Here is a 23,061-nt window from a genome sequence, read left to right on the forward strand (position 1 = left end):
CGGCTATGACGGCGCGTGACCCGCACGGCCATCACCCGCCTCGGCCTGACCGACTTCCGCTCCTATGACCGCGCGGAGATCGCCCTTGATGGCCGCCCTGTCTACCTCGTCGGCCCGAACGGGGCCGGCAAGACCAACCTGCTTGAGGCGGTCAGCTTCCTGATTCCCGGCCGCGGCCTGCGCGCCGCAAGCCTGGCCGAAGTCGGCCTCCGCGCGCCGGGCGAACCCCTGGGCCGCGCTTGGGCGGTGTCGGCCACCTTGAGCAGCGGCGAGGAAGAGACCCACCTCGGGACGGGCGTCGACCAGCCCGGCGCGTCGCGGCGTCTGGTGCGGCTGGAAGGGGAACCCGTCCCGCCGGGCCGGCTCGCTGAACTGGTCCGCCAGGTCTGGCTGACGCCGGCCCAGGACCGGCTGTTCCTGGAAGGCGCCGCCGAGCGCCGCAAGTTCTTCGACCGCCTGGTCTTCGCCGACGCGCCGATCCACGCAGCCCATGTGGGCGCCTATGAGAAGGCCATGCGCGAGCGGTTGAAGCTGCTCACCGACGGCCCGCCCGACACAGCCTGGCTGGACGCGCTGGAGGCCCGGATGGCCGAGGCCGGGGCGCTCATGGCCCTGTCGCGCGCACGCACGCTCAGCGCCCTGCAGGCCGAGATCGACAGCCGTGGCGAACGGCCCTTTCCGCAGGCGAAACTCTCCCTGTCCGGCGCCTGGGAGCAGATGGCCGCCGAGGACGCCTCCCCCGACCAGATCGGCGAGGCCCTGGTCCGCGCGCTCGCCGTCGCCCGCGACCGCGACGCCGCAGCCGGACGCTCGCTCACCGGGCCGCATCGCGGGGACCTGGCCGTCATCCACTTGGAAAAGGACCGCCCCGCCGCCGAATGCTCCACCGGCGAACAGAAGGCGCTAATCCTCAACCTCGTCCTGGCCCAGGCCGCCCGCCTGGCCCGCAGCTCAGGCCCCGCCCCAATCCTCCTGCTCGACGAAGTCGCCGCCCACCTCGACGCCCGGCGCAGGGTCGCCCTCTTCGACGAGATCGAAGCGGTGGGCCTGCAGGCGTTCCTCACCGGCACCGATGCGCACCTCTTCGAGGGGCTGGAAGGCCGGGCTCAAGGCCTAGCGGTGGAGGGGTCGGGAATCTCAGGGCGCGGATAAGACGGGTGGGCGATGGACGACCCTGAGCCCCAAAACCGTGCGCCAACGCTTCACGAAACCTATATAGTCATTGAAGATTCGACCGATTTTATCGGTCGCCGCCGCGCGGGCTGGACAGCCTGCCAGCACATCGGAAATTTGATGAGCGAAGACAAAGACATCTCAGCCGCTGACGCCGCCGCCAACGCCTATGGCGCGGAATCGATCAAGGTTCTGAAGGGCCTCGACGCGGTGCGCAAGCGGCCGGGCATGTACATCGGCGACACCGATGACGGCTCTGGCCTGCACCACATGGTCTATGAGGTGGTCGATAACGCCATCGACGAGACCCTGGCGGGGCACGCCACTCGGGTCGAGGTCATCCTGAATGCGGACGGTTCGTGCACCGTCACCGACGACGGCCGCGGCATTCCCACCGACATCCACGAGGGCGAAGGCGTCTCGGCGGCCGAGGTCATCATGACTCAGCTGCACGCCGGCGGTAAGTTCGACCAGAACTCCTACAAGGTCTCCGGCGGCCTCCATGGCGTGGGCGTCTCGGTGGTGAACGCGCTCTCGGACTTCCTGAAGCTGAAGGTCCACCGCGGCGGCCAGGCCCACGAGATGGAGTTCCGCCGCGGCGACGCGGTCTCGCCGCTGAAGATCACCGGCAAGTCGCCCCTGCGGGAGAACGGCGAGCCGTTGACCGGCACGGAGGTCACCTTCCTGCCGTCGCTGGAAACCTTCGCCTTCATCGAGTTCGACCTGAAGACGCTTGAGCACCGCCTGCGGGAGCTGGCCTTCCTCAACTCCGGCGTAACCATCTGGCTGAAGGATCAGCGCGGCGCCGAGCCGACCGAAGAGGTCATGCACTACGACGGCGGCATCGAGGCTTTCGTCCGTCACCTCGACAAGGCCAAGACGCCTCTGATCAAGACGCCCATCGTCGTGCGCGGCAAACGCGAAAACGTCGAGCTGGACCTCGCGCTCTGGTGGAACGACAGCTACCACGAGAACGTCCTCACCTTCACGAACAACATCCCGCAGCGGGATGGCGGCACCCACCTGGCGGCCTTCCGCTCGGCGCTGACGCGGATCATCACCGGCTATGCGGAGAGCTCCGGCACGGCCAAGCGCGAGAAGGTCACGGTCTCAGGCGAAGACGCCCGCGAGGGCCTGACCTGCGTGGTCTCGGTCAAGGTGCCGGACCCGAAGTTCTCGTCCCAAACCAAAGACAAGCTGGTTTCCTCCGAAGTGCGCCCGGCCGTCGAAGCCCTGGTCACCGAAGGCATCGCCACCTGGTTTGAAGAGCATCCGGCCGAGGCGCGCCTGATCGTCCAGAAGATCGCCGAGGCCGCCGCGGCTCGCGACGCCGCCCGCAAGGCGCGTGAACTGACGCGGCGCAAGTCGGCGCTCGACATCACGTCCCTGCCCGGGAAGCTCGCCGACTGTTCGGAGAAGGACCCGGCCAAGTCGGAGGTCTTCCTGGTGGAGGGCGACTCCGCCGGCGGTTCGGCCAAGCAGGCGCGCAACCGCGAGAACCAGGCGATCCTGCCGTTGCGCGGCAAGATCCTGAACGTCGAGCGCGCCCGGTTCGACAAGATGTTGTCGTCCGAGCAGATCGGCACCCTGATCACGGCGCTGGGCGCCGGCATCGGCCGCGACGACTTCGATATCGAGAAGATCCGCTACCACAAGATCATCATCATGACGGACGCCGACGTCGACGGCGCCCACATCCGGACCCTGCTGCTCACCTTCTTCTATCGGCAGATGCCGCAGGTGATCGAGCGCGGCTATCTCTATATCGCCCAGCCGCCGCTCTATAAGGCGACCAAGGGCAAGTCCTCGCGCTACCTGAAGGACGACGGCGAGCTCGAGGTCTACCTGATCGACGAGGGCGTCGATGGCGCGGTTCTCACGCTGTCGAACGGCGAACAGTTGTCTGGCAAGGACCTCCTGGCGATGGTCCAGACGGCCCGCGGCGCCAAGGCCAATATCGAGCGCTTGGCCGCCCGCGCCCCTGCCTTCGCCATCGAACAGACGGCCCTTTCGGGTCTGATCGGCGGCTCGGATGATCTGGCCGCCGCCGCCGCGCGCCTGGATCTCTACGCCGAGGAAGGCGACGGGGCCTGGTCAGGCGAAAAGGTCGCTGGCGTCGGTTTCGCCTTCAGCCGCGTGCGCCGGGGCGTGTCGGAACGCATCGTGCTGGACGAACAGCTCCTGCAGGCGGCCGATGCGCGACGGTTGGCCGAACGGTCGCTGGAGCTGGCGGAAATCTTCGCCAAGCCGGCGGTCTACGCACGGCGCGATCGCTCGGCCACCGTGCGCGGCCCAGTCGACCTGGTGAACGCGGTGATGGACAACGGCCGCCGCGGCCTGTCGGTCCAGCGCTACAAGGGCCTGGGCGAGATGAACGCCGACCAGCTGTGGGAGACCACCCTGGATGTCGAGGCCCGCACGCTTCTGCAGGTCAGGGTCGCCCACGCCGACGACGCCGACGGCATGTTCACGCGACTCATGGGCGACCTGGTCGAGCCCCGCCGCGAGTTCATCCAGGAAAACGCCCTGGACGCCGAGGTTGACGTCTAGGGCTACAAGCGAGGCGACCCGTCTTCGCCAGGCTGCGACATCCGCCAGGTCTCGTAGAACCAACCGATACGCTCTTCATGCGCCGAGAGCAGGGCGATCGGCGGCGGGATGTTGCGCGCGTTGGTCTGCTGGCGCTCGCAGGCGATGTGGTCTTCCTCGTTGACCCGGCGCGCCACACGCTCGAACAGCCAGGCGACGATACGGTCTGTCGTACGAGGAGACTGCGGCGCCAGCAGGGGTTCGGCGCCGGCGCGCCAGGGCGTCCGAAAATAGTGGGCGCGCCATTTGGTCTCGGCGGGACCGACTGGCTCGAAGTGCTGAAGCAGGACGTACCAGTAGGGGCCCAGCCGAAGAAGCCCGATGGCCACGTTGGGAAAGAGATTGAAGAGCTTGTAGCGGACGGGTTGATAGACGCCCGCGACGCAGTCCGCCAACATCGCGGCCTGCGTTTCCTGCTGCCCTTCGGTATGGGCGCTGTGCGCGCCGAACCGCCAATAGTCGAACTCGTCGCGACGACTGAACCGCTTGCGGCCGTGAATGGCGGGCAAGTGAGAGTCGTCGAGGGTGATGTTGATCATCAGCTTCCAGTTCGCCTCGACGATCCGGCCATAGGTGCGGACGGCGGGGGCGTCCGAGAACTGACAGATCGTCTCCAGCATTGGAAAGGCGTCGCCGAGAAAGGCTTCCAAGCCGCCGCTCAGCGGCCCCGCCGGCGCCTGGTGCGCGAAGCGTCCGAAAACGAGGCCCCCGCAGCAGGCCACCTCGAGTTCGGCGAGGCCGGCGTGGAGCTCTTCCGCCGAGCATCCGAAGGCCTCTTGCGCGATCGGCACGCCCACGACCCGGCCATCAGCGTTATAGCGCCAAAGATGAAAGCCGCAGATGACGGCGCCGCGCCCCTTGCCGCCGAGCCTCAGCGGGAAGCCCCGGTGGGCGCAGACGTTCTCGAAGCCTCGGAGGGTCCCGCCGAACCGTTGGACGAAAACGGCGCGGCCGCCAATCTGGCCGGTGATCCAGGCGTCGTCTTCCTTCAGATCGCTGGTGAGGCCGAGAAACGTCCAGACTCCGGCGAGCTTCGCCTGCTCGTCGACGAAGGCGCCCTCCTCGACCAAGGTGCGCGTCCAGATGTCCATGCCGCGAATAGCGTCGCAACCGCGAGCCATAGGCAAGAACTTAACAGCGCACCAACGGCCTTTCGCCCGGCTTGGCGTCCCTTGAGCGTCTCAAAGCAGCTTTCGCAGCATCACGACTCAAGGCCCGACCGTGGCGGTGCGCCAGGAGACTGATCATAAGGGGGCCGGCCTCTTTTCACGGCGGTGGTCAAGACCGTCTTGGCGTTCCCCACCTTCGGGCCGCCCGGGCTTCACGCTCGGCGGAGGCCACGCCGCGGAACGCGGCGCGCCAGCTAATTCCATGTGGCGTCCCCGCACGGTATTTCGCCATCGCCCGCCGGAGCGTCACAGAACCAAACCGCAAGATATCGCCACTCGCCCGGCAGGCTTATGCGTCAAGATGGGTGTCGGGTCGACGACGAACGCAGGGGACGCTTCCAATGGCCGCTAAGATTTTCCATCTGGGCTGGGCGCATGGTGTGGCTGCAGCCGCACTGATGTTCAGCTCCGCGGCCCTGGCGCAATCCTCCGCGGCCCTTGATGAGATCGTCGTCACCGCCCAGAAGCGGACGGAAAACATCAATGACGTGCCGGTCTCGGTGACCGCCGTCGCCGGCGAGAAGCTGGACGTCGACTTCAACAACCTGACCGGCTTCGTCAACGACCCCGCGACCTGGGGCGTCGAGCTGAAGGCCCGGTTCTAGCCGAGGCGCTTGCGCAGGATCGCAAACTCCAGGCCCGGCGTCTGCGCCACGCCGGGCGGCAGCTGATCGTAGACGAAGGGCGCAGTCTCCGTCGTCACGCGGTAACCGCGCCGGACGTACCAGGCGATGAGCTCGCTGCGGATCGAGACGACGCTGAGTTCGGCGACCGTTGCGCCATGGGCCAGACCATAGGCCTCGGCGCCTGTCAGCAGCGTGCGGCCGGCGCCCCTGGCCTGGAGATCGGGCCTAACCGCCAGCAAGCCGACCAACAGGGTGTTTTTGCGCGTCTCCAGCCGCACGCAGCCAATCACAGCGCCATCCTCCACCGCGCTGAGGATCGTCTTGTCGGCACTGGCGAGATCAGCGGCCAGGTCCGCCTGGGCGATGCGGTCGCCGAAGACCACGCCGTGTTCGGTGGTCCAGCCGCCCAGCTCACGATAGGCGGCGTTCACCAGACGAACGATCGCCGGCAGATCGCCAGCCGTGCTGGGTCGGATAGCGATCATGCGAAGTCCCGCACGACCTTCAGCACCGCCTCCCCATAGCGGGCGAGCTTGCCCTCGCCGACGCCGCCGATGCCGGCCAGCGCCGCGCGCGACTGCGGCTTCAGGCGCGCGATCTCGGTCAGGGTGCGATCGTGGAAGATCACATAGGGCGGGAGGTGCTGGGCGCGGGCCTCGGCCGAACGCCAGGCCCGGAGGCCTTCGAACAGGGGTTGGGCGTCGCCGCCGACCGACACCGGCTCGCGGGTCTTACGCGCCTTCCGCGCGACCTTCTCGTCGTCAGCCGCCACGGCGCGCAGCAGGACGCGGCGCTCGCCACGATAGACCGCCCGCACCTGGTCTGCGTCGCCCAGGCCAACGAGGGGCCGGCCGTCGTTCGGATCTTCCTTCAACAGGCCCTCGAACAGCAGTTGCTCGGTCAGGTCGCGCCACGCTTGCTGGCTGAGGTTCTGACCGACGCCGAAGGTCGACAGGCCGGATTCCCAGTCGCTCGGATCCTTGGTCTTACCCAGCAGGTGGTCGACCAGCCGGCCGCGGCCAAAGCGGCCGTTCAGGCGTTGGGCCGCCGAGAGCGCCTTTTGCGCAGCTTCCGTGGCGTCAAAGGCGTCGGGCGGCGAGACACAAAGGTCGCACTGTCCACAGGGCTCGACACCCTCCTCGCCGAAGTAGCGGCGCACGGCGGCGGCGCGGCAGCTGGTCCCATCCAGCAGGGCGTAGAGCTGGCGAACCTTGCGGGCCTGGACCTGCTTGACGCTCTCATCGACCTCGCGCTCGCCGGAGCGGCGCAGCGCCCAGGCCATGTCCGCGGCCCCGTAAAGCGTGATGCCCTCGGCAGGCTCGCCGTCGCGACCGGCCCGGCCGATCTCCTGCCAGTAGGCCTCGATGGCCGCCGGCGGATCGGCGTGGATGACGAAGCGGACATCAGGCTTGTCGACCCCCATGCCGAAAGCGATGGTCGCCACCATCACCGCCTCCTCGGCCTCCAGGAAGGTTTCCAGGCGTTCGGCCCGTATCCGCCGGTCGAGGCCGGCGTGATAGGCCAGCGCCGGAACGCCCGCCTCGCGGAGCGCTTCGGCCAGCTTGTCGACCCCATCGCGGGAGCCCGCATAGACGACGCCGGAACGGCCGGCGCGCGCCTTGACCAGGTCGACGACCCGCTGGCGTCCAGTTCCGCGTTTCCGTTCAGCCGATAGGATCAGTTCGGGCCGGGCGAAGCTGGCGACAAACTCGGCGCTGTCCTGCAGGCGCAGCTCGTTGCGGATGTCGATGCGGGTCCGCGCGTCGGCGGTCGCCGTCACCGCCAGCCGCGGAACGTGGGGGAAAAGATCGGCGAGCCGGCCCAGCATGCGGTACTCGGGCCGGAAGTCATGCCCCCACTGGCTGACGCAGTGGGCCTCGTCGATGGCGATGAGGGCGAGCGGGATCTGCGCCAGACGTTCCAGCATCCAGGGCTGCATCAGCCCCTCCGGCGAAATGTAGAGTAACTCCAGTTCGCACGCATCTATACGCCGCCAGGTCTCGGCGCGCTCGGCGGGCTCGATATGGGAATCGAGCCTCGCGGCGGCGACCCCCGCCTGCTGGAGCGCAGCGACCTGGTCGGTCATCAGGGCGATCAGGGGCGAAACGACCAAGCCAAGTCCCGGCCGCATCAGGCTGGGGATCTGGTAGCAGAGACTCTTGCCGCCGCCCGTAGGCAGGACGGCCATGGCGCTGTTCCCCGCCAGGACCTCGGCGATGACGTCGGCCTGCAGACCGCGGAAATCGGCATGACCGAAGATGCGCCGCAGAAGCTCGCGGGCCCGGCCCAGCACGGGGGCTGGCGAGGCGGGATCCGGGTCTGGAAGGTCGGCGTGGCTGAGGGCCGGGCTCATCGCCCCCTTATGCCTGTGAGTCGCCGTGAGAACTAACCACGGACACTCAACCATGCGTGCGAAAAATCACGGTACTTAAGCGACACTGTAGCGGAAAACTTTCGCGGCGGCGGCGTTAACCTTGCTGAACGAAAACTGAAACCCCAAATCCGCCGCACCATGAACAAGGTCTTTATCGCCGCCGCCCTCGCCCTGGCTGTGTCTCTGGGCTTCATTCTGCCGACGCCGAATGGCGCGACGCAGGATACGCCTTCGCATTCGCGTTTCGCCCTGTTGGAACTGCGCCGCTAACCAGCGGGCTGCCCAGCAGCATCGGCGGGCCTGGTCGCACAGCCGACAAGCAATCGACCCTCGTATTCCACTTCCGCCGACATGGCGTAGGTGCGATCGCTCATGCCATCTGAGCACTCGCCGACGCGGATCGTCGCCGTAAGCGGGCCGCCAGACTCCGCCTTGGCGCGCCAGATGGCCCGTCCCGCCTGAATTTCGGCGCCCGGCGCCGTTGCGACGACCACCGGGGAATCGGGCCGACTGAACACAAGTTGCGTCCCGCCTCTCAACTTCAGATTCCAGAAGGGCTCTGTGCCGATCAGGTCGAAATCACCGCTGAAGTCGCTGATTGGCGCCGAAGCCGGTGGCGGGGCCGTCTCCTCCAGGCTCTTCGGCGCAGGCGAAGGGATCGCCGGCTTGCACCCCCAAAGGCTGAGGACGACGAGCACCGGCAAGATCACGCAACGAGCAAACATCTGCATTCCCCTAGGACAGTTAAGGTTAACGCATTTCGCGGAAGCGCGCGCCGAGATTAGGCTGGCGGAGTGAGTCGGCCCTTCACCTTCTATGAGTTCTTCGCAGGCGGCGGCATGGCGCGCCTGGGCCTGGGCGAGGGCTGGTCCTGCCTGTTCGCCAACGACTTCGATCCGGTCAAGGCCGCCGCCTACCGCGCCAACCATGAGGCCGCCGATTTCCATCAGGGCGATGTGTGGGCCCTGTGCGCGGACGACCTGCCCGGCGCCGCCGATCTGGCCTGGGCGTCCAGCCCCTGCCAGGACTTCAGCCTGGCCGGCGCGCGCGCGGGCCTCGCCGGCGGGCGGTCGTCCGCCTTCTTCGGCTTCTGGCGGTTGGTGCAGGGCCTGGGCGCGCGCCGCCCGCGGGTCATCGTCATCGAAAACGTCGTGGGCCTCCTGAGTTCGCACGCCGGCGCGGATTTCACCGCCTTGGGCGAGGCGCTGGCGGCGGAGGGCTATGTTTTCGGCGCGCTCGAGATCGACGCCGCGCGCTTCCTGCCGCAATCGCGCCCGAGGGTCTTCGTGGTTGCGGTCCAGGGTCCGCCGTCGCCTGACCTTGTGGGGGACAGCCCTTTCCATACACGCGCCGTACGCGAGGCCCACGCCCGATTGCCTGACGCGCTGAAAGCCCGCTGGGCCTGGTGGCGACTGGCCGCGCCGGACGCCCGCAACCTCGACCTGGCCGCCATCCTCGAGGATGACGCCGATGTGGCCTGGCATCCCCCTGCGCGCACCAGCCACTGGCTGTCCTTGATGGCGCCGCTGCACCGCCAGCGTCTTGCCGCCGCCGCCCTCGCTCCTGGTCGAACGGTCGGCGCGGTCTTCCGTCGGACCCGGGAAGTCGCCGGCCAGCGCGTGCAGCGCGCCGAGGTTCGGCTCGACGGCCTGGCCGGGTGCCTGCGCACGCCGCGCGGCGGCTCGTCGCGCCAGGCGATCTGCATCGTTGAGGCGGGCGAGATCCGCACGCGCCTGCTGAGCGGTCGCGAGGCCGCGCGCCTCATGGGTCTGCCCGACAGCTACCGACTGCCCAAGGCCGTCACCGCCGCGCTCCATGTCGCAGGCGACGGGGTCGCCGCGCCCGTTGTGCGCCACCTGGCCGAACGCCTGCTGGAGCCGCTGCTGGCGGAGCGCTGTTTGATCGCGGCCGCGTAGGGCCGGATCGCCCGAGGCCGTCTTTCAAATCCTATCGGATGGATTAGGTTTAGGGCCGACAACCGGACAGGATGCGCCCCTATGGATTCCACCCCCGACCATGCCTACGACGCCGCTCGCCTGACGCGCGCCGGCCGCGGCAAAATCTATGATTCGATCGTCGACACCATCGGCGACACCCCCCTGGTGCGCCTGCCGCGCCTGACAGAGGCTTTCAAACCGAAGGGCGAGGTGGTCGCAAAGCTTGAGTTCTTCAATCCGATCGGCTCGGTGAAGGATCGCATCGGCGTCGCCATGATCGAGTATCTTGAGGCCCAGGGCGTGCTGAAGCCGGGCGGCGTGATCGTCGAGCCGACCAGCGGCAATACCGGCATCGCGCTGGCTTTCGTGGCCGCCGCCAAGGGCTACAAGATCACCCTGGTGATGCCTGAGAGCATGTCCATCGAACGCCGCAAGATGCTGCTGCTGCTCGGCGCCAAGCTGGAGCTTACTCCGCCCGAGCGCGGCATGGCCGGCGCCGTCGCCCGCGCCCGCGAGATCGTCGAGGCGACCCCAGGCGCCGTGATGCCGCAACAGTTCGAAAACGCCGCCAACCCTTTGGTCCACCGCGTCTCGACCGCAGAGGAAATCTGGAACGACACCCAAGGGCGCGTGGACGCGGTGATCTCCGGCGTCGGCACCGGCGGCACGATCAGCGGCGTCGGCCAGGTGCTTAAGGCGCGCAAGCCTTCGGTGCGGATGGTCGCCGTCGAGCCGGCGGCCTCGCCGGTGCTGTCGGGCGGCGCGCCCGGCCCGCACAAGATCCAGGGCGTGGGGGCGGGCTTCGTCCCGGCGATCCTGGACCGCGGGATTATCGACGACATCCTACAGGTTTCGAACGACGACGCCTTCGCCATGGCGCGGCGGGTGGCCAAGGACGAGGGCATCCCCGTCGGCATCTCGTCGGGCGCGGCGCTCACGGCGGCCTTCGATTACGCCTCGCGCGACGACATGGCCGGCAAGCTGATCGTCGTGATCATCCCGAGCTTCGCCGAACGCTACCTTTCGACGGCGCTCTTCGACGGCCTCTAATGACGGACGTCTTTGGCCCGGAGAAGCGCTCGGCGGTCATGCGCCGGGTCCGGGCCAAGGACACCGGGCCCGAGATGACGGTCCGCCGGGCGCTCACCGCGCTCGGCGCCCGCTACCGCCTGCACCGCAAGGATCTGCCAGGCTCCCCCGATATCGTAATGCCGGGGCGCAAGCTGACGATCTTCGTCCACGGCTGCTTCTGGCACGGGCACGACTGCGTCCGCGGCGCACGGGTCCCGAAGGCCAACGCCGACTACTGGATCGCCAAGATCGGCCGCAACCAGGCCCGCGACGCGCGCAACTTGGCGGCCCTCGCCGAGCGGGGCTGGCGAGCAGAGGTCGTTTGGGAATGCGAGCTGAAAGGCGGGCTGGACGCGCGGCTTAGAGCGCTGCTGGCGCCACAGTGACCTCGGTCTTCACCGAGTTCGCGATGAAGCATTCCTCGTGGGCGCGATGGTGCAGGTGGTCGATCGACGCCGCGTCGAGTTCTGCGCCGTCGTAGGCGATGGCGGGATGCAAGGTCACGCGGGTAAGCGCCAGCCGCCCCTGGTTGTTGGGCTCGAGCACGCCTTCCGCCTCGTCGGCGTAGGAGGTCACCACCAGGCCCGCGAGCCGCGCCACGTGCAGGAAGCTCAGCATGTGGCAGGTCGATATCGAGGCGACCAGCATCTCTTCGGGATCCACCGATCCGGCCACCGCCCACTGGGCGCCGACGACATGGGCCGAGGCGGTGCCTGGCGCGGCGTGACCGCCCTCGAAGGTGACGCTGTGGCCACGGCTGTAGCGGCCCTTGGCGAAATCTTCGCCGTCGCCCAGGCTCCAGGCGATCCGGGCGCGATGCAGGGCCATCAGAAGGCTTCCGGTTTGAGCGCCATCAGGGTGGCCGCGCCTGCCTTCAGCTTGGCCAGGTGCGCGCCGCTTTCCGGCAGGACGCGCGCCAGGAAGTAGCGTCCGACGTCAAGCTTGGTCGCATAGAAGGGGTCGTCGTCGCCAGCGTCGATGCGGGCCTGCGCGGCCTGCGCCATCATCGCCCAGGCGTAGGCCAGGCCCGTCAGGCCCATCAGGTGCATGTAGTCGGTCGAGGCCGCGGCAGCTTCGTCCGGATTGGCCAGGCCGTTCTGCATCAGCCACATCGTCGCCTCCTGCAGGCGCGCACGGACCTTGTCGAGACCTTCGACGAAAGGCTTCAGGCTCTCGGAGTCCTGGTGGGCCGCGGAATAGGCCTCCAGTTCGGCCAGGAAGGCCCGGAGCGCCCGGCCGCCGTTCTGCGCCAGCTTGCGGCCGACCAGATCCAGCGCCTGAACGCCGTTCGTGCCCTCGTAGATCATGGCGATCCGGGCGTCGCGCAGGTACTGGCTGGCGGGGAAGGCTTCGGTGTAGCCCGCGCCGCCGTGCACTTGCAGGGCGTCGGAACAGGCCTGGAAGCCGCGATCGGTAAGGTAGCCCTTCAGAACCGGCGTCAGCAGGGCCATGAAATCCTCGCCGCGCTCCCTGGCGGCCGGATCGTCGGAGGCGCGGCCGACATCGGCCTGCAGGCCGGTCCACATCAGGAAGGCGCGGCCCCCCTCCATGGTCGCGCGCGCATCAAGCAATAGGCGACGCACGTCGGGATGGACGATAATCGGGTCGGCCGGACCGTCCGGGTTCTTAGGCCCAGAGACCGAGCGTCCCTGCAGCCGGTCCCTGGCGTAGGCCGCGGCGGCCTGATAGGCGGCCTCGCCCTGGGCCAGGCCTTGGACCGCGACGCCGATGCGCGCCTCGTTCATCATGACGAACATCAGGGCGAGCCCGCGGTTCTCCTCGCCCACCAGCCAGCCGGTCGCCTCGTCGTGGGCGAGCACGCAGGTGGCGTTGCCGTGGATGCCCATCTTCTCTTCCAGCGCGACGCAGGAAACGCCGTTGCGCGCGCCCGGATCGCCGGCCGCGTCGGGAATGAACTTCGGCACGATGAACAGGCTGATGCCGCGCACGCCTTCCGGTGCGCCTTCCGCGCGGGCCAGCACCAGGTGGATGATGTTCTCGGCGAGGTCATGCTCGCCGGCGGAGATGAAGATCTTCTGGCCGGTGATCTTGTAGCTACCGTCGCCCTGCTTGACCGCCTTGGTGCGCAAGAGCCCCAGGTCGGTGCCGGCGTGCGGTTCCGTCAGGTTCATGGTGCCGGTCCATTGGCCGGCGGCGAGCTTGGGAAGGTAGAGTTGCTTCTGCTCGGGCGAGCCGCCGTTGAGGATCGCCGAATAGGCGCCGTGCGTCAGGCCAGGATACATGGCGAAGGCCATGTTGGCGCCGGAGCTCATCTCCGAGAACGCCAGGTTGATGACCTTGGGCAGGGCCTGGCCGCCGAACTCGGCCTCGGCCGACAGCAGCGGCCAGCCGGCGTCGATCAACTGCCTGTAAGCCGCCTTGAAGCCGGTCGGCGTCGTCACGTCCCCCGCGGCGTTCAGCCGGCAGCCTTCCTTGTCGCCGACGGTGTTGAGCGGGGCGAGCACCTCGTCGCAGAAGCGGCCGGCCTCCTCGAGAATCTGATCGACGGTGTCGATCTGCGCTTCGGCGAAAGCCGGAAGGTTGGCGTAGCGCTCGATCTTCAACACGTCGCGGAAGAGAAAAGCGTAGTCCTTGACGGGAGCTTGGTAGGCCATGGAGGAAGTCCCTAAGTCGCCGGGTTCTGGCTCAAGCTTGAGCGCGCCCGATGCCTCCATGTTCCGCGCGGTTCACCCGCGAGCGCAAGCCTATTAAGCCCGGGCGAGCGCGCCTTCGATCAGGGCGATGGTCCGCTGGACGCCGAAGATGGCGGCGAAGGAGCCGAAGCGCGGCCCCTGTGACTGGCCGAGCAGGACTTCGTAGAGGGCGCTGAACCAGGACCGGAGCGGCTCGAACCCCCCGACCTTACCGGCCTCGAAGACTTCATTCTGGATGAGCTCAGCGTCGGCGTCGGCGGGCAAGGCTTGCAGGCGGGCGACCAGATCGGACATCGCGGCCCGCTCGCGATCGTCAGGGTTCCGGAAGCGCTTCGCGGGCTTCACGAAGTCTTCGTAGTAGTTGATCGCGTAGCCAACGAGCTTGTCGAGCATCGGCTCGGTTTCGGGGCTGGCGCCGGGGATATAGCGCGCCAGGAACCCCCAAAGGATATCGGCGGTCGAGGCGTCAGCTGCCGACACCAGGTTCAGCAGCAGGCTGAAAGAGACCGGCGAGCCGCGTTCGGGCGGGTTTCCCGTGTGCACATGCCAGGCTGGGTTGTCGATCGCCGGCGCATTGCCGCCGTCCCTCGAACCTGGACGTCCGCGGTTATAGGCGTCGAGTTGTTGCAGATATTCGTCCGTCGCCTTGGGGATAACGTCGAAATAGAGCCGCTTCGCCGACTTGGGCGACTGGTACATGTAGTAAACGAGGCTCTCGGGCGCGCCGTAGCGCAGCCACTCCTCCATGGTCAGGCCATTGCCCTTGGACTTGGAGATCTTCTGGTTGTTCTCGTCCATGAAGAGCTCGAAATGGAAGGCCTCCGGCGGCTCGGCGCCCAGGACGCGCGCCAGCTTGTTGGAGACCCGGACGGAGTCCACCAGATCCTTACCCGAGGCCTCGAAATCGACCTTCAAAGCTGTCCAGCGCGCCGCCCAGTCGGGGCGCCATTGCAGCTTCACATGACCGCCGGTGACCGGAACCTCGGTGAGTTCGTCGTCCTGATCGCGGAAGACGATCGTGCCCTTCGCGACATTTCGCTCGAGCGTCGGGACCTGCAGAACCTTGCCGGTCTTGGGGCTGATCGGCAAGAACGGCGAATAGGTGGCGCGGCGCTCTTCGCCCAGCGTCGGCAGCATCACCGCCTGTATGGCGTCGAAGCGCGCCAGCACCATCAGCAGCACGTCGTCGAAGCGGCCGGACTTGTAGGTTTCAGTCGAGGACATGAACTCGTAGTCGAAGCCGAAGCCGTCGAGGAAGGCGCGCAGGCGGGCGTTGTTATGGGCGCCGAAGCTTGGATATTCGCCGAAGGGATCGCGCACGCTGGTGACGGGCTTGTCGATGTCCTCCAGCAGCATTTCGCGGTTGGGGACGTTATCGGGAACCTTCCGCAGGCCGTCCATGTCGTCGGAGAAGACGATCAATTTGGTCGGGATCGCATCGTCGGTCAGGGCGCGGAACGCCGTGCGCACCATGGTCGGGCGCGCCGCCTCGCCGAAGGTGCCCATGTGCGGGAGGCCCGAGGCGCCGAAGCCGCACTGGAAGACGATCGGCTCGCGCAGCGCCGGCAGGGTGGCGACCGCCTCGGCGGCCTTGCCTTCAGCAATGAGATTGGCGGCGAGATCGCGCTCGGCGTCGGTCAGGCGCAGGCGAAGCGTGCGGGCGAGCAGGAGCCGCGCCTGTTCGAAGGGCCAGGTCTTGGCCTCGCGGGCGACGGAGGAAAGGCCGGTGAGCATGGCGGGCTCTATCGCGCGCAGGGGCGACGGGCTCAAGCCCTCAGTAGCGCCGCCCGTTTCACCTGGGCGTAATTTCGCCCTAGAAGGATCGCCAATGAGGATCGAACGGCCGAGCTCTCCGTTGGAGCGGGGTCGTCAGGGAGGGATGATTGCAAAGCTTGTTCAAATCAGGCGCGATCCTGGCCGCTGGTCTTGCGGCGGCGCTGTTCCTGAACGGCTGCATGACGCCGCGCCTCAAGCCAGCGCCCAGCCAGGCGGTGCTGGACGCCCGGGCCGCGCGTGACGCCAAGGCCGCCGCCTGCGCCGACATCACCGAGACACCCCTAATAGTCGCGACCTTTGGATTCCAGACCGCGGAACTTTCAGAGACCGCCAAGCTGCGCCTTGACGAGGCCCGTCATTGGCTGACCTGCCGCACGACAATGACCGCCCGCATCGAGGCGATCGCCGACCGCCGCGGCTCCGAGGCCGACCAGGCCAACCTGACGCGCCAGCGGCGATCGGCGATCAGCGCCTATCTTGTGGCGGGCGGCGTCCAGCCGGCGCGCATTGTCGAGGCCGAAGCAGCCGCGAGCGCGCAGCCTGCCGCGAGTGACGTGCTTGTGATCCGCGGCGAAGGCCAAGGCTGGTGACGACGGGCTCTTTTCGTTCCTCAATTGGCGGCAATGGGGCGGACATCGTCATAGCCCCGACACGAGGCCGCACTATCGATGCGGACCCGGCAAATTTAGGGAGAACAGCGATGAGCCATCTGATCTCCATTCGCGCCGCCCAGAACGGTTGGTCCGTCGAGGGCGACACACTTTCCCACGGCATGATGTTCCTCAGTGGCAAGGAGGCTGAGAACGCTGCGCGCGCGCTCGCCGACCGCTACGCCCAGAGCGGTCGATCCACCGAAGTGCGGGTCTTCCTGCGCGATGGGTCGCTAGCCGGACGCTTTGTCTGTGCGGCCGAGGAAACCGTCTGAAGCGACGCCGCAGCAGGGTCCGCACCGGGAACGCTCAAGCTTCCTAGGAATTTGAGTCTCCGTTCGCTGAAACCCGCCGTCGGGCGGGTCGGACGAGGAGAATTTCGATGATCACCCCTGATCAACCCGGCTCCACGCCGCAATCCGCCGTCACCGGTCACGCGACCATCACAGCCAACCGCGTCGAAGGCACCACCGTCTACAACAAACAGGGCGAGAAGATCGGCAAGGTCGAGGACCTGATGATCGACAAGGCCAGCGGGCAGGTGCGCTGCGTCACTGCGAGCTTCGGCGCCTTCATGGGCCTGGGCGGCGACCTCTATCCCATTCCCTGGTCGATGCTCGACTACGACACGGAAGTTGGCGGCTATGTGATCGACGAAGTCCGCCTGAAAGACGCGCCGTCTCTGAAGCTCGACCAACGCTCGCAAGACGACCTGCTGTGGCGCGACGAAGTCTTCAAGTACTGGATGGCCCAGCCCTATTGGCCGGCCTAGGGCACCTGCCGGCCCTGGCCCGAGGGCCACAGTCGGCCAGCTTCGCGACCGCCGGAGTTCTGGCGACGCTTGCTCACAGGGTGCGAAGGTGCGAGGCCCGGCCTATAGTCAGGCCGGGCGCGACCGCGCGCCCTGCGGGAGCTTTGAGACGTGGCCGAGGCCCGAAGCGCAATCGATATCCGCCAACGGCGGCTGACCACGGTGCGCCGCCTGCGCCTCGGCTTGCCGCTCATCGCGGCGGCCGTGCTGCTGGCGGTCGCCGGACAGGTTGTCTGGCGCGCGGTGGTCGGCTTCACGACGCGGGCCGCGCCAGCTGAAACCGGGGTGCGGATGGTCAAGCCGTCGTTCACCGGCCTGGGCAAGGACGGCAGCCGCTATGTAGTCACCGCGCAGTCTGGCGCGCGTGACGCCGCCAACCCCGCTACGATCAATCTCGACCAGCCCACAGTGGTCATTGGTCAGCCCGGCGGGCGCACCTCGCGCACGGAGTCAAAGGCCGGAGTCTTCCGCGAAGACCAGATGACCCTGACCATGACCGGGGACGTCCGCGGCGAACGCTCCAACGGCGATCGATTCGTGGCCCAGGACGCTGTCATCAACACCCGCACAGGCGCCGTCAGCGGCCGAACGCTGCGTGGGGCCGGGACGGCTGGCGAGATCCAGGCAGGCGACTACGATGTCGTCGACCGTGGCGACCGGGTCATCATGAAGGGCGGGGTTCGCGCCCGCATCAATCCGGAATGACGGCCCACAGCGGCGAGGACGCTATTCAGCAAGCGCCGGGGGCGACGGCGAGACGCTTCGCGAGCCGTGGACACCCGTTGCTCGGACGTGTCCTCGCCAACACCGGTGTCATGCTGGGCGGCCGGATTGGCAACGCCGTCCTCAGCCTAAGCTACCTGGCGGTCGCCGCGCGCGCCTTGGATGTCCGCAGCGTCGGCGTTCTCGTGCTGATCAACGCCTTCGCCCAGCTGGTCGGCGAAGTGGTCAAGTTCAACTCCTGGCAGACTGTCCTGCACTATGGGGCCGACGCGCTCGAACGCGGTGACACACCCGGGTTTCAGCAGGTTGTCCGCTTCACGCTGTTCCTGGATGTCTTAAGCAGTTTCGGCGGGATCGCCATCGCGATCGCCGCGGCGCTGATCTTCGGCGCCCAACTGGGCTGGACTTCGGCCGATAGCCCCGCCGCAGCCTTCTATTGCCTGTCCATCGCCCTCATGGTCCCGGCGACCCCAATCGGCCTGCTGCGCCTGTTCAACCGCTTTGACTTCATGACAGCCCAGGCGCCGATACAGTCGGGCGTGCGGCTAGCGGGAAGTCTGGCGGCCTGGGCCCTGGCGCCCAGCCTGACCGCCTTTCTATTGATCTGGGCGGCCGGAACAGCCATCGCCTTTCTCTACCTCGCTTGGGTTTCCTTGCGCGAAATGCGGCGCCGCGGCCTGACCACCGGCTTCCGCCTGGCGGGACCGATGACCCGCGGCCTGCCTGGCGCCTGGCGCTTCGCCTGGGCGACCAACGCCGCCTCCAGCCTGGACGTCGCCTTCACCCACGCCATCACTCTGGTGGTCGGCGCCCTGGTGGGCCCAGCGCCAGCCGCTCTGTGGCGGATCGGCCGCCAAGTCGCCGACGCCCTGGGCAAGCCGGCGAAGCTTCTGGTGCCGGCCCTTTATCCGGAGCTCGCCCGGCTGCGGGTCACAGAGGGCGAGCGCGCCATGCGCAAGCTGGCGCTGCAGGTCGGCGTGCTGGGCGGCGGCGTCGGCACCGTGCTGCTGGTCGCGACCGCTGTGGCTGGCCGGCCGCTCCTGACGCTGGTCATGGGACCAGCCTTCGCCGACGCCGCCGGCGTCATGGTCTGGCAGGTCGCGGCCGCGGTGATCGGGATCTGGGCCCTGCCGCTGGAGCCCATGCTCGTCTCGCTCGGCCGGCCGGGCGACGCGGTGAAAGTTCGCATTGTCGTGGCCGCAGCCTTGCTCGCGGCCTTGCCCTGGTTGGTCAAGGCCTTCGGCCCGACCGGCGCGGGCGCGGGCCTGGTGGTGGCGATGGCGGCGCTGGCGATCGGCATGTTCTTCATGCTGCAGCGTCGCAAGGGACCGGCGCCCGACGCCTCATGTCCCCTGGCGGCGCCTCTGGCGGCGATGAGCATCGCCGACGAAATTGAGATTGAGAAAATGGCTTGCGTGACCGCCCCGGTCCGGGCCAAGGGCGGGCCGCAATGATCTTACCCACCGCCGCCGACCGCGCCGTCCGGCTCGCTGACTTCGACACCCTCCTCGACGCGCTCGACTATGCGGCGACGGGGGTCACCGGCCTGACGATCCATTCCATGCGCGGCGACGTGGCCGAGGCGCTGTCCTACGCCGACCTGCGTGAGCAGGCCCAGGCGCTGGCGGGCCGGCTGCTCGCCGCGGGCCTCGCCCCCGGGGCCTCCGTGGGCCTGATCGCCGAGACAGATGGCGACTTCGTCCGCGCCTTCTTCGCCTGCCAGTACGCCGGCCTCATCCCGGCGCCCCTGCCCCTGCCCGCGCCCCTGGGCGGCCGCGAGGCCTATGTCGCCCAGATCGCCGGACTCGCCCTGCTATCTCCAGTTCTCTTCGGGCAGCACGCGCTTTCCGACCGGCGTGCTCTGCACTCACCGCGCTTTGATGGCGAACGCCCTCGCGACGACCCGCGGCGGCCTGCAGGTGACCCCGAAAGACCGAGCGATTTCCTGGCTGCCGCTCTATCACGACATGGGCCTGGTCGGTTTCCTGCTAAGTCCCCTGGCCTGCCAGATGTCGGTGGATTTGCTGCCAACGGGGGCTTTCGTGCGCCGGCCGCTCCTGTGGCTGGATCTCATTGGCCGCAACCAGGCGACCATCTCCTACAGCCCAACCTTCGGTTACGAGCTCTGCGCGCGGCGCGCGGAGCGCGGCGTCGAAGGCCTGGACCTGTCCAGCTGGCGCATCGCCGGCCTCGGCGGCGACATGGTCCGCATCGCGCCGTTGCTCGAGTTCGCCGAACGGTTCGCCTCGGCGGGGTTCGATCCCAAGGCGTTTGTGACCAGCTACGGCATGGCCGAGGCGACGCTTGGCCTCAGTATGGCCCCTCTTCAGGGCGGGCTGGTCTACGAGACCCTCGACCTCGATCGTCTGGAGCGCGACAGCCTCGCCGTGGCGGCCGGACCTATGACAACGGCGAGCCGGGCCTTTTCGCGCTGTGGCCCGGCGCTGCCGAGGCATGAGCTTGAGGTCAGGGGCTCTGACGGCGAAATCCTGCCCGAACGGGCCGTGGGGCGCGTCTACGCGCGGGGTCCCAGCCTGATGCGCGAGTATTTCAATCAGCCCGAAGAGACCGCCCGGGTGCTGGCGGACGACGGTTGGCTGGACACCGGCGACATCGGTTTCATCGTCGACGGCGAGATCGTGCTGACCGGCCGCGCCAAGGACCTGATCATCATCAATGGCCGCAACATCTGGCCGCAGGACCTCGAATGGACCTGTGAGGCCGAGATCGACGCGATCCGAAGCGGTGACGCCGCCGCCTTTTCGGTGCCGGTCCCCGGCGACGCCGAAGAACAGGTGGTCGTCCTCATCCAGGCCCGCCTCAACGACCCCGAGGCGCGCGCCGCGCTGGTGGGCGAGATCGACCGGGTCCTGCGCCAGCGCCACAGCGTCGAAGCCGTGATCCAGCTCGTTGGCGTCCACGGCCTGCCGCAGACCTCATCTGGCAAGCTCAGCCGCTCGAAGGCTAAGGCGAACTATCTCGCCGGCGCCTATGCCGGGGAGGGTGAGCGGGCTTGAGCGCGCCGGCCGTGACGCGCGGCCTGGTCGCGGTCACCGGTGCGACCGGCTTTCTTGGCCAGCACCTCGTCCGCGCCCTGGCCGAGGAGGGCTGGCGCATCCGGCTGCTGGTGCGTCGCGATCCGGTCAGCGCGTTCTGGAAGGACATCACCCCCGAGATCGTCTTCGGCGACCTCTCTGACCCGGTCGCCCTGGCGCGGCTGTGCGCCGGCGCCGACGTGGTCGTCCACAACGCGGGTCTGATCGCGGGTTCAGACGAGGACTTCCGCAAGGTCAATGTCGAGGCGACCGCTCGCCTGGCGACATTTGTCGCCGGCCACATGGTTCTCGTCTCAAGCCTCGCCGCGCGCGCGCCCGAACTCTCGCCCTACGCGGCCAGCAAACGCGCCGGTGAGACCGCCGCCCTGAAGGCGCTCGGGCCTGAGCGGCTGACCGTCGCCCGACCGCCAGCGATCTATGGCCCTGGCGACCGGGAAACCCTGCGGCTCTTCCATGCGGCCCTGAAAAGCCCGATCCTGCCGGTCCTGAACCCCTCCGCAAGGGTCGCCGTCGTCCATGTCCGGGACGCCGCTCGACAAATTGCAGCGCTTGTCGGCGCACGGGCGCCTGGCGTGTTTGCGCTCAGCGACGGCCGCCCGGAGGGTTACAGTTGGAAACAACTTATGATGGCGGCGGCCGAGGCCTGCGGCCGTCATCCCCCTGTGATGCGGTTGCCCCACTGCGCGCTTTACGCCATGGCGTGGGCCGACGGCCTTGCGCGCCACTGGCGTAAAGGCCCGCCGTTGCTTACATTCGGCAAGGTCAACGAGTTGACGTTCTTGGATTGGGGGATCCCGACAAGCGAGCAGGCGGCGCAGAAGCCCGCCCCTGAATTCGACCTTCTGCCTGGTTTCAGGCATACGATCGATTGGTATCGGTCGCACGGTTGGCTTTGATCGCATTAGTTGAGATGTCTGCGACGACCGCCCAAGGCGGCGTCGACGGTTTGGAGTCGGGTTAAATGGGGATAGTGCAGATGGAGTCGGTCACCGACCTTACCGTCCGCCAGATTGGCAAGACGGCCAGCGCGGTGATGCAGCGCCCGCTCGAAGTCAGCGCAGAATCTGATATCGGTCGAGACTTAGGCGTCGATTCTCTCACTTTGATGAACATCGTCATGGACCTTGAGGACGTGTTCGAACTGTCGATCCCCCTCGATCGGCTCGCAGACGTCGAAACCGTCGGCGATCTGGCGAATCTCGTCAATGAACTCCGGGCGAAGGCGTAGACCATGGGTCTCCTCGACAAGCACAAGACCTATGCGGACGCCTATCAGTCGATCCGCGCGGCCGGCGCAGATCCGTTCAACGTCCGTTTCGAAGGCGTCACCTCGCCCACGGAGGGGATCGTCAACGGCCAGCGCACGATCCTGCTGGGCACCAACAACTATCTGGGCCTGACTTTCGACGAGTCGTGCATCGAGGCGTCGAGCACGGCCCTGCACGCCCACGGCACCGGCACCACCGGCTCGCGCATCGCCAACGGCAGCTTCGGCGACCACCTGGAGTTGGAGCGCGCGATCGCCCGCTTCTACGGTCGCTCCAGCGCCATGACCTTCACCACGGGCTACCAGGCGAACCTCGGCCTATTGTCGACCCTGGTCGGTCGCGGCGACCACCTACTGCTCGACGCCGACAGCCACGCCAGCCTGTATGACGGCTCGCGGCTTGGCCACGCCGAGGTCATTCGCTTCCGACACAACGACCCTGACGACCTCTACAAGCGCCTGCAGCGCCTGAAGGGCCAACCGGGCAACCGCCTGATCGTCGCCGAGGGCGTCTATTCGATGCTGGGAGACACCGCGCCGCTGAAGGAATTCGCCGCGGTGAAGAAAGAAACCGGCTCCTACCTGCTAGTCGATGAGGCCCATTCCCTGGGCGTGCTCGGTGAAAAGGGCCGCGGGCTGGCCGAGGCCGCCGGCGTCGAGGAAGACGTCGACATCATCGTCGGCACCTTCTCCAAGAGCCTGGGCGCCATCGGCGGCTTCTGCGTCTCCGACATGGAGGACTTCGACGTGATGCGGGTGGTTTGCCGCCCCTACATGTTCACCGCCTCGCTGCCGCCGGCCGTGGTCGCCTCGACCCTGAAGGCGCTCGAGGTCATCGAGGCTCGGCCGGAGCTGCGCCACAAGCTGACGGCCAACGCAAAGCGCCTGTACGAGGGCCTGAAGGGTCTGGGCTTCACCGTCGGTCCGGAATGCAGCCCGATCGTCGCCGTGACCGTGCCCGACCAACCGCGGGCGATCGCGATCTGGAAGGCGCTGCTGGACGCCGGGGTCTATCTGAACCTGGCTCTTCCGCCGGCGACGCCGGATGCCAAGCCCCTGCTGCGCTCCAGCGTCAGCGCCGCCCACTCGGACGAGCAGATCGACCGGGTGATCGCGGTGTTCAGCGAAGTCGGCCAGGCGTTCGGCCTGCTCGATACGCCGCGCCAGCGCGCCTCGGCCTAGGAT

The 23,061-nt window shown here is 67.8% G+C and carries 22 protein-coding genes and 1 pseudogene; 16 read left to right on the top strand and 7 right to left on the bottom strand.

Annotated features, from left to right (window positions below):
• Positions 1-15: 15 nt before the first annotated feature.
• Both recF and gyrB read left to right on the top strand, forming a co-directional pair.
• Complete coding sequence (gene recF, locus BN1313_RS00360; RefSeq protein WP_091735003.1) at positions 16-1,152, top strand: DNA replication/repair protein RecF; 1,137 nt, start codon at positions 16-18, stop codon at positions 1,150-1,152.
• Between the two features lie 141 nt (positions 1,153-1,293).
• Positions 1,294-3,723, top strand: coding sequence for a DNA topoisomerase (ATP-hydrolyzing) subunit B (gene gyrB, locus BN1313_RS00365; protein ID WP_091742022.1), 2,430 nt, complete (start codon positions 1,294-1,296; stop codon positions 3,721-3,723).
• Between the two features lie 2 nt (positions 3,724-3,725).
• Here gyrB and BN1313_RS00370 read toward each other — a convergent pair whose 3' ends face one another.
• Positions 3,726-4,883 (bottom strand): aromatic ring-hydroxylating oxygenase subunit alpha, encoded by a 1,158-nt coding sequence (locus tag BN1313_RS00370; RefSeq protein ID WP_091735006.1) that lies wholly within the window; start codon positions 4,881-4,883, stop codon positions 3,726-3,728.
• 389 nt (positions 4,884-5,272) lie between these two features.
• On the opposite strand from BN1313_RS00370, the gene BN1313_RS00375 reads away from it, so the two are divergent.
• Positions 5,273-5,536, top strand: coding sequence for a hypothetical protein (locus BN1313_RS00375; protein ID WP_091735009.1), 264 nt, complete (start codon positions 5,273-5,275; stop codon positions 5,534-5,536).
• On the opposite strand, the gene BN1313_RS00380 is transcribed toward BN1313_RS00375, so the two are convergent.
• A complete protein-coding gene (locus BN1313_RS00380; protein WP_091735012.1) occupies positions 5,533-6,042 on the bottom strand; it encodes a GNAT family N-acetyltransferase in 510 nt (169 codons plus the stop codon). The genes BN1313_RS00375 and BN1313_RS00380 overlap by 4 nt on opposite strands.
• Positions 6,039-7,910: a DNA helicase RecQ gene (gene recQ, locus BN1313_RS00385; RefSeq protein WP_091735015.1), complete on the bottom strand. Its 1,872-nt coding sequence runs from the start codon at positions 7,908-7,910 to the stop codon at positions 6,039-6,041. Before recQ ends, BN1313_RS00380 begins: the two co-directional genes overlap by 4 nt.
• 159 nt (positions 7,911-8,069) lie before the next feature.
• Between recQ and BN1313_RS16955 the strand changes: the two genes are divergently transcribed.
• The gene (locus BN1313_RS16955; protein WP_281176447.1) at positions 8,070-8,201 is read left to right on the top strand and encodes a hypothetical protein; all 132 of its coding nucleotides are present in this window, start codon (positions 8,070-8,072) and stop codon (positions 8,199-8,201) included.
• On the opposite strand, the gene BN1313_RS00390 is transcribed toward BN1313_RS16955, so the two are convergent.
• The gene (locus tag BN1313_RS00390; protein WP_141653050.1) at positions 8,198-8,656 is read right to left on the bottom strand and encodes a COG3650 family protein; all 459 of its coding nucleotides are present in this window, start codon (positions 8,654-8,656) and stop codon (positions 8,198-8,200) included. The two genes, BN1313_RS16955 and BN1313_RS00390, sit on opposite strands and share 4 nt — an antisense overlap.
• A gap of 69 nt (positions 8,657-8,725) precedes the next feature.
• Here BN1313_RS00390 and BN1313_RS00395 point away from each other — a divergent pair, with 69 nt between their 5' ends.
• The 3 genes from BN1313_RS00395 (at position 8,726) to BN1313_RS00405 (ending at position 11,325) form a co-directional block, all read left to right on the top strand.
• Positions 8,726-9,847 (top strand): DNA cytosine methyltransferase, encoded by a 1,122-nt coding sequence (locus tag BN1313_RS00395; protein WP_091735020.1) that lies wholly within the window; start codon positions 8,726-8,728, stop codon positions 9,845-9,847.
• An 81-nt stretch (positions 9,848-9,928) separates the two neighbouring features.
• Positions 9,929-10,918, top strand: a complete 990-nt coding sequence (cysK, locus tag BN1313_RS00400; RefSeq protein ID WP_091735023.1) for a cysteine synthase A — start codon at positions 9,929-9,931, stop codon at positions 10,916-10,918.
• A complete protein-coding gene (locus tag BN1313_RS00405; RefSeq protein ID WP_091735026.1) occupies positions 10,918-11,325 on the top strand; it encodes a very short patch repair endonuclease in 408 nt (135 codons plus the stop codon). Before cysK ends, BN1313_RS00405 begins: the two co-directional genes overlap by 1 nt.
• Here BN1313_RS00405 and BN1313_RS00410 read toward each other — a convergent pair.
• From BN1313_RS00410 to BN1313_RS00420, 3 genes are all read right to left on the bottom strand, one after another.
• Entirely contained in the window at positions 11,300-11,767 is a 468-nt protein-coding gene (locus tag BN1313_RS00410) for an OsmC family protein (protein WP_091735028.1), read from the bottom strand. The genes BN1313_RS00405 and BN1313_RS00410 overlap by 26 nt on opposite strands.
• Positions 11,767-13,554: an acyl-CoA dehydrogenase C-terminal domain-containing protein gene (locus BN1313_RS00415; RefSeq protein ID WP_091735031.1), complete on the bottom strand. Its 1,788-nt coding sequence runs from the start codon at positions 13,552-13,554 to the stop codon at positions 11,767-11,769. The genes BN1313_RS00410 and BN1313_RS00415 overlap by 1 nt, the downstream gene beginning before the upstream one ends.
• Before the next feature lie 93 nt (positions 13,555-13,647).
• Positions 13,648-15,327 (bottom strand): lysine--tRNA ligase, encoded by a 1,680-nt coding sequence (locus BN1313_RS00420; protein WP_091735035.1) that lies wholly within the window; start codon positions 15,325-15,327, stop codon positions 13,648-13,650.
• A 149-nt stretch (positions 15,328-15,476) separates the two neighbouring features.
• Between BN1313_RS00420 and BN1313_RS00425 the strand changes: the two genes are divergently transcribed.
• The 9 genes and pseudogenes from BN1313_RS00425 (at position 15,477) to spt (ending at position 23,058) form a co-directional block, all read left to right on the top strand.
• A complete protein-coding gene (locus BN1313_RS00425; protein ID WP_091735038.1) occupies positions 15,477-15,959 on the top strand; it encodes an OmpA family protein in 483 nt (160 codons plus the stop codon).
• Between the two features lie 110 nt (positions 15,960-16,069).
• Positions 16,070-16,294, top strand: a complete 225-nt coding sequence (locus BN1313_RS00430) for a hypothetical protein (RefSeq protein WP_091735041.1) — start codon at positions 16,070-16,072, stop codon at positions 16,292-16,294.
• A gap of 107 nt (positions 16,295-16,401) precedes the next feature.
• Positions 16,402-16,791: a PRC-barrel domain-containing protein gene (locus BN1313_RS00435; protein WP_091735044.1), complete on the top strand. Its 390-nt coding sequence runs from the start codon at positions 16,402-16,404 to the stop codon at positions 16,789-16,791.
• Positions 16,792-16,941: 150 nt separating this feature from the next.
• The gene (lptC, locus tag BN1313_RS00440) at positions 16,942-17,535 is read left to right on the top strand and encodes an LPS export ABC transporter periplasmic protein LptC (protein WP_091735047.1); all 594 of its coding nucleotides are present in this window, start codon (positions 16,942-16,944) and stop codon (positions 17,533-17,535) included.
• A gap of 77 nt (positions 17,536-17,612) precedes the next feature.
• Positions 17,613-19,007 (top strand): lipopolysaccharide biosynthesis protein, encoded by a 1,395-nt coding sequence (locus BN1313_RS00445; RefSeq protein ID WP_176695850.1) that lies wholly within the window; start codon positions 17,613-17,615, stop codon positions 19,005-19,007.
• Positions 19,004-20,570, top strand: a pseudogene (locus BN1313_RS00450) (fatty acyl-AMP ligase). The gene BN1313_RS00445 and the pseudogene BN1313_RS00450 overlap by 4 nt, the downstream one beginning before the upstream one ends.
• Positions 20,567-21,505, top strand: coding sequence for an NAD-dependent epimerase/dehydratase family protein (locus BN1313_RS00455; protein WP_245620039.1), 939 nt, complete (start codon positions 20,567-20,569; stop codon positions 21,503-21,505). The pseudogene BN1313_RS00450 and the gene BN1313_RS00455 overlap by 4 nt, the downstream one beginning before the upstream one ends.
• 80 nt (positions 21,506-21,585) lie before the next feature.
• Complete coding sequence (locus BN1313_RS00460; RefSeq protein ID WP_091735050.1) at positions 21,586-21,837, top strand: acyl carrier protein; 252 nt, start codon at positions 21,586-21,588, stop codon at positions 21,835-21,837.
• Positions 21,838-21,840: 3 nt separating this feature from the next.
• Complete coding sequence (spt, locus tag BN1313_RS00465; protein ID WP_091735053.1) at positions 21,841-23,058, top strand: serine palmitoyltransferase; 1,218 nt, start codon at positions 21,841-21,843, stop codon at positions 23,056-23,058.
• Positions 23,059-23,061 lie beyond the last annotated feature (3 nt).

Origin of the sequence: Phenylobacterium immobile (ATCC 35973), from assembly GCF_001375595.1 — a bacterium.
Taxonomy (GTDB): Bacteria; Pseudomonadota; Alphaproteobacteria; order Caulobacterales; family Caulobacteraceae; genus Phenylobacterium; species Phenylobacterium immobile.

Excerpts from the sequence above, each read along its gene's own strand:
- BN1313_RS00420 (WP_091735035.1), bottom strand. The coding sequence starts at position 15,327 with ATGCTCACCGGCCTTTCCTCCGTCGCCCGCGAGGCCAAGACCTGGCCC.
- recQ (WP_091735015.1), bottom strand. The coding sequence starts at position 7,910 with ATGAGCCCGGCCCTCAGCCACGCCGACCTTCCAGACCCGGATCCCGCC.
- BN1313_RS00430 (WP_091735041.1), top strand. The coding sequence starts at position 16,070 with ATGAGCCATCTGATCTCCATTCGCGCCGCCCAGAACGGTTGGTCCGTC.
- BN1313_RS00405 (WP_091735026.1), top strand. The coding sequence starts at position 10,918 with ATGACGGACGTCTTTGGCCCGGAGAAGCGCTCGGCGGTCATGCGCCGG.
- cysK (WP_091735023.1), top strand. The coding sequence starts at position 9,929 with ATGGATTCCACCCCCGACCATGCCTACGACGCCGCTCGCCTGACGCGC.
- BN1313_RS00415 (WP_091735031.1), bottom strand. The coding sequence starts at position 13,554 with ATGGCCTACCAAGCTCCCGTCAAGGACTACGCTTTTCTCTTCCGCGAC.
- BN1313_RS00390 (WP_141653050.1), bottom strand. The coding sequence starts at position 8,656 with ATGTTTGCTCGTTGCGTGATCTTGCCGGTGCTCGTCGTCCTCAGCCTT.
- BN1313_RS00370 (WP_091735006.1), bottom strand. The coding sequence starts at position 4,883 with ATGGCTCGCGGTTGCGACGCTATTCGCGGCATGGACATCTGGACGCGC.
- BN1313_RS00435 (WP_091735044.1), top strand. The coding sequence starts at position 16,402 with ATGATCACCCCTGATCAACCCGGCTCCACGCCGCAATCCGCCGTCACC.
- BN1313_RS00460 (WP_091735050.1), top strand. The coding sequence starts at position 21,586 with ATGGAGTCGGTCACCGACCTTACCGTCCGCCAGATTGGCAAGACGGCC.
- spt (WP_091735053.1), top strand. The coding sequence starts at position 21,841 with ATGGGTCTCCTCGACAAGCACAAGACCTATGCGGACGCCTATCAGTCG.
- BN1313_RS00375 (WP_091735009.1), top strand. The coding sequence starts at position 5,273 with ATGGCCGCTAAGATTTTCCATCTGGGCTGGGCGCATGGTGTGGCTGCA.
- BN1313_RS00380 (WP_091735012.1), bottom strand. The coding sequence starts at position 6,042 with ATGATCGCTATCCGACCCAGCACGGCTGGCGATCTGCCGGCGATCGTT.
- gyrB (WP_091742022.1), top strand. The coding sequence starts at position 1,294 with ATGAGCGAAGACAAAGACATCTCAGCCGCTGACGCCGCCGCCAACGCC.
- BN1313_RS00410 (WP_091735028.1), bottom strand. The coding sequence starts at position 11,767 with ATGGCCCTGCATCGCGCCCGGATCGCCTGGAGCCTGGGCGACGGCGAA.
- BN1313_RS16955 (WP_281176447.1), top strand. The coding sequence starts at position 8,070 with ATGAACAAGGTCTTTATCGCCGCCGCCCTCGCCCTGGCTGTGTCTCTG.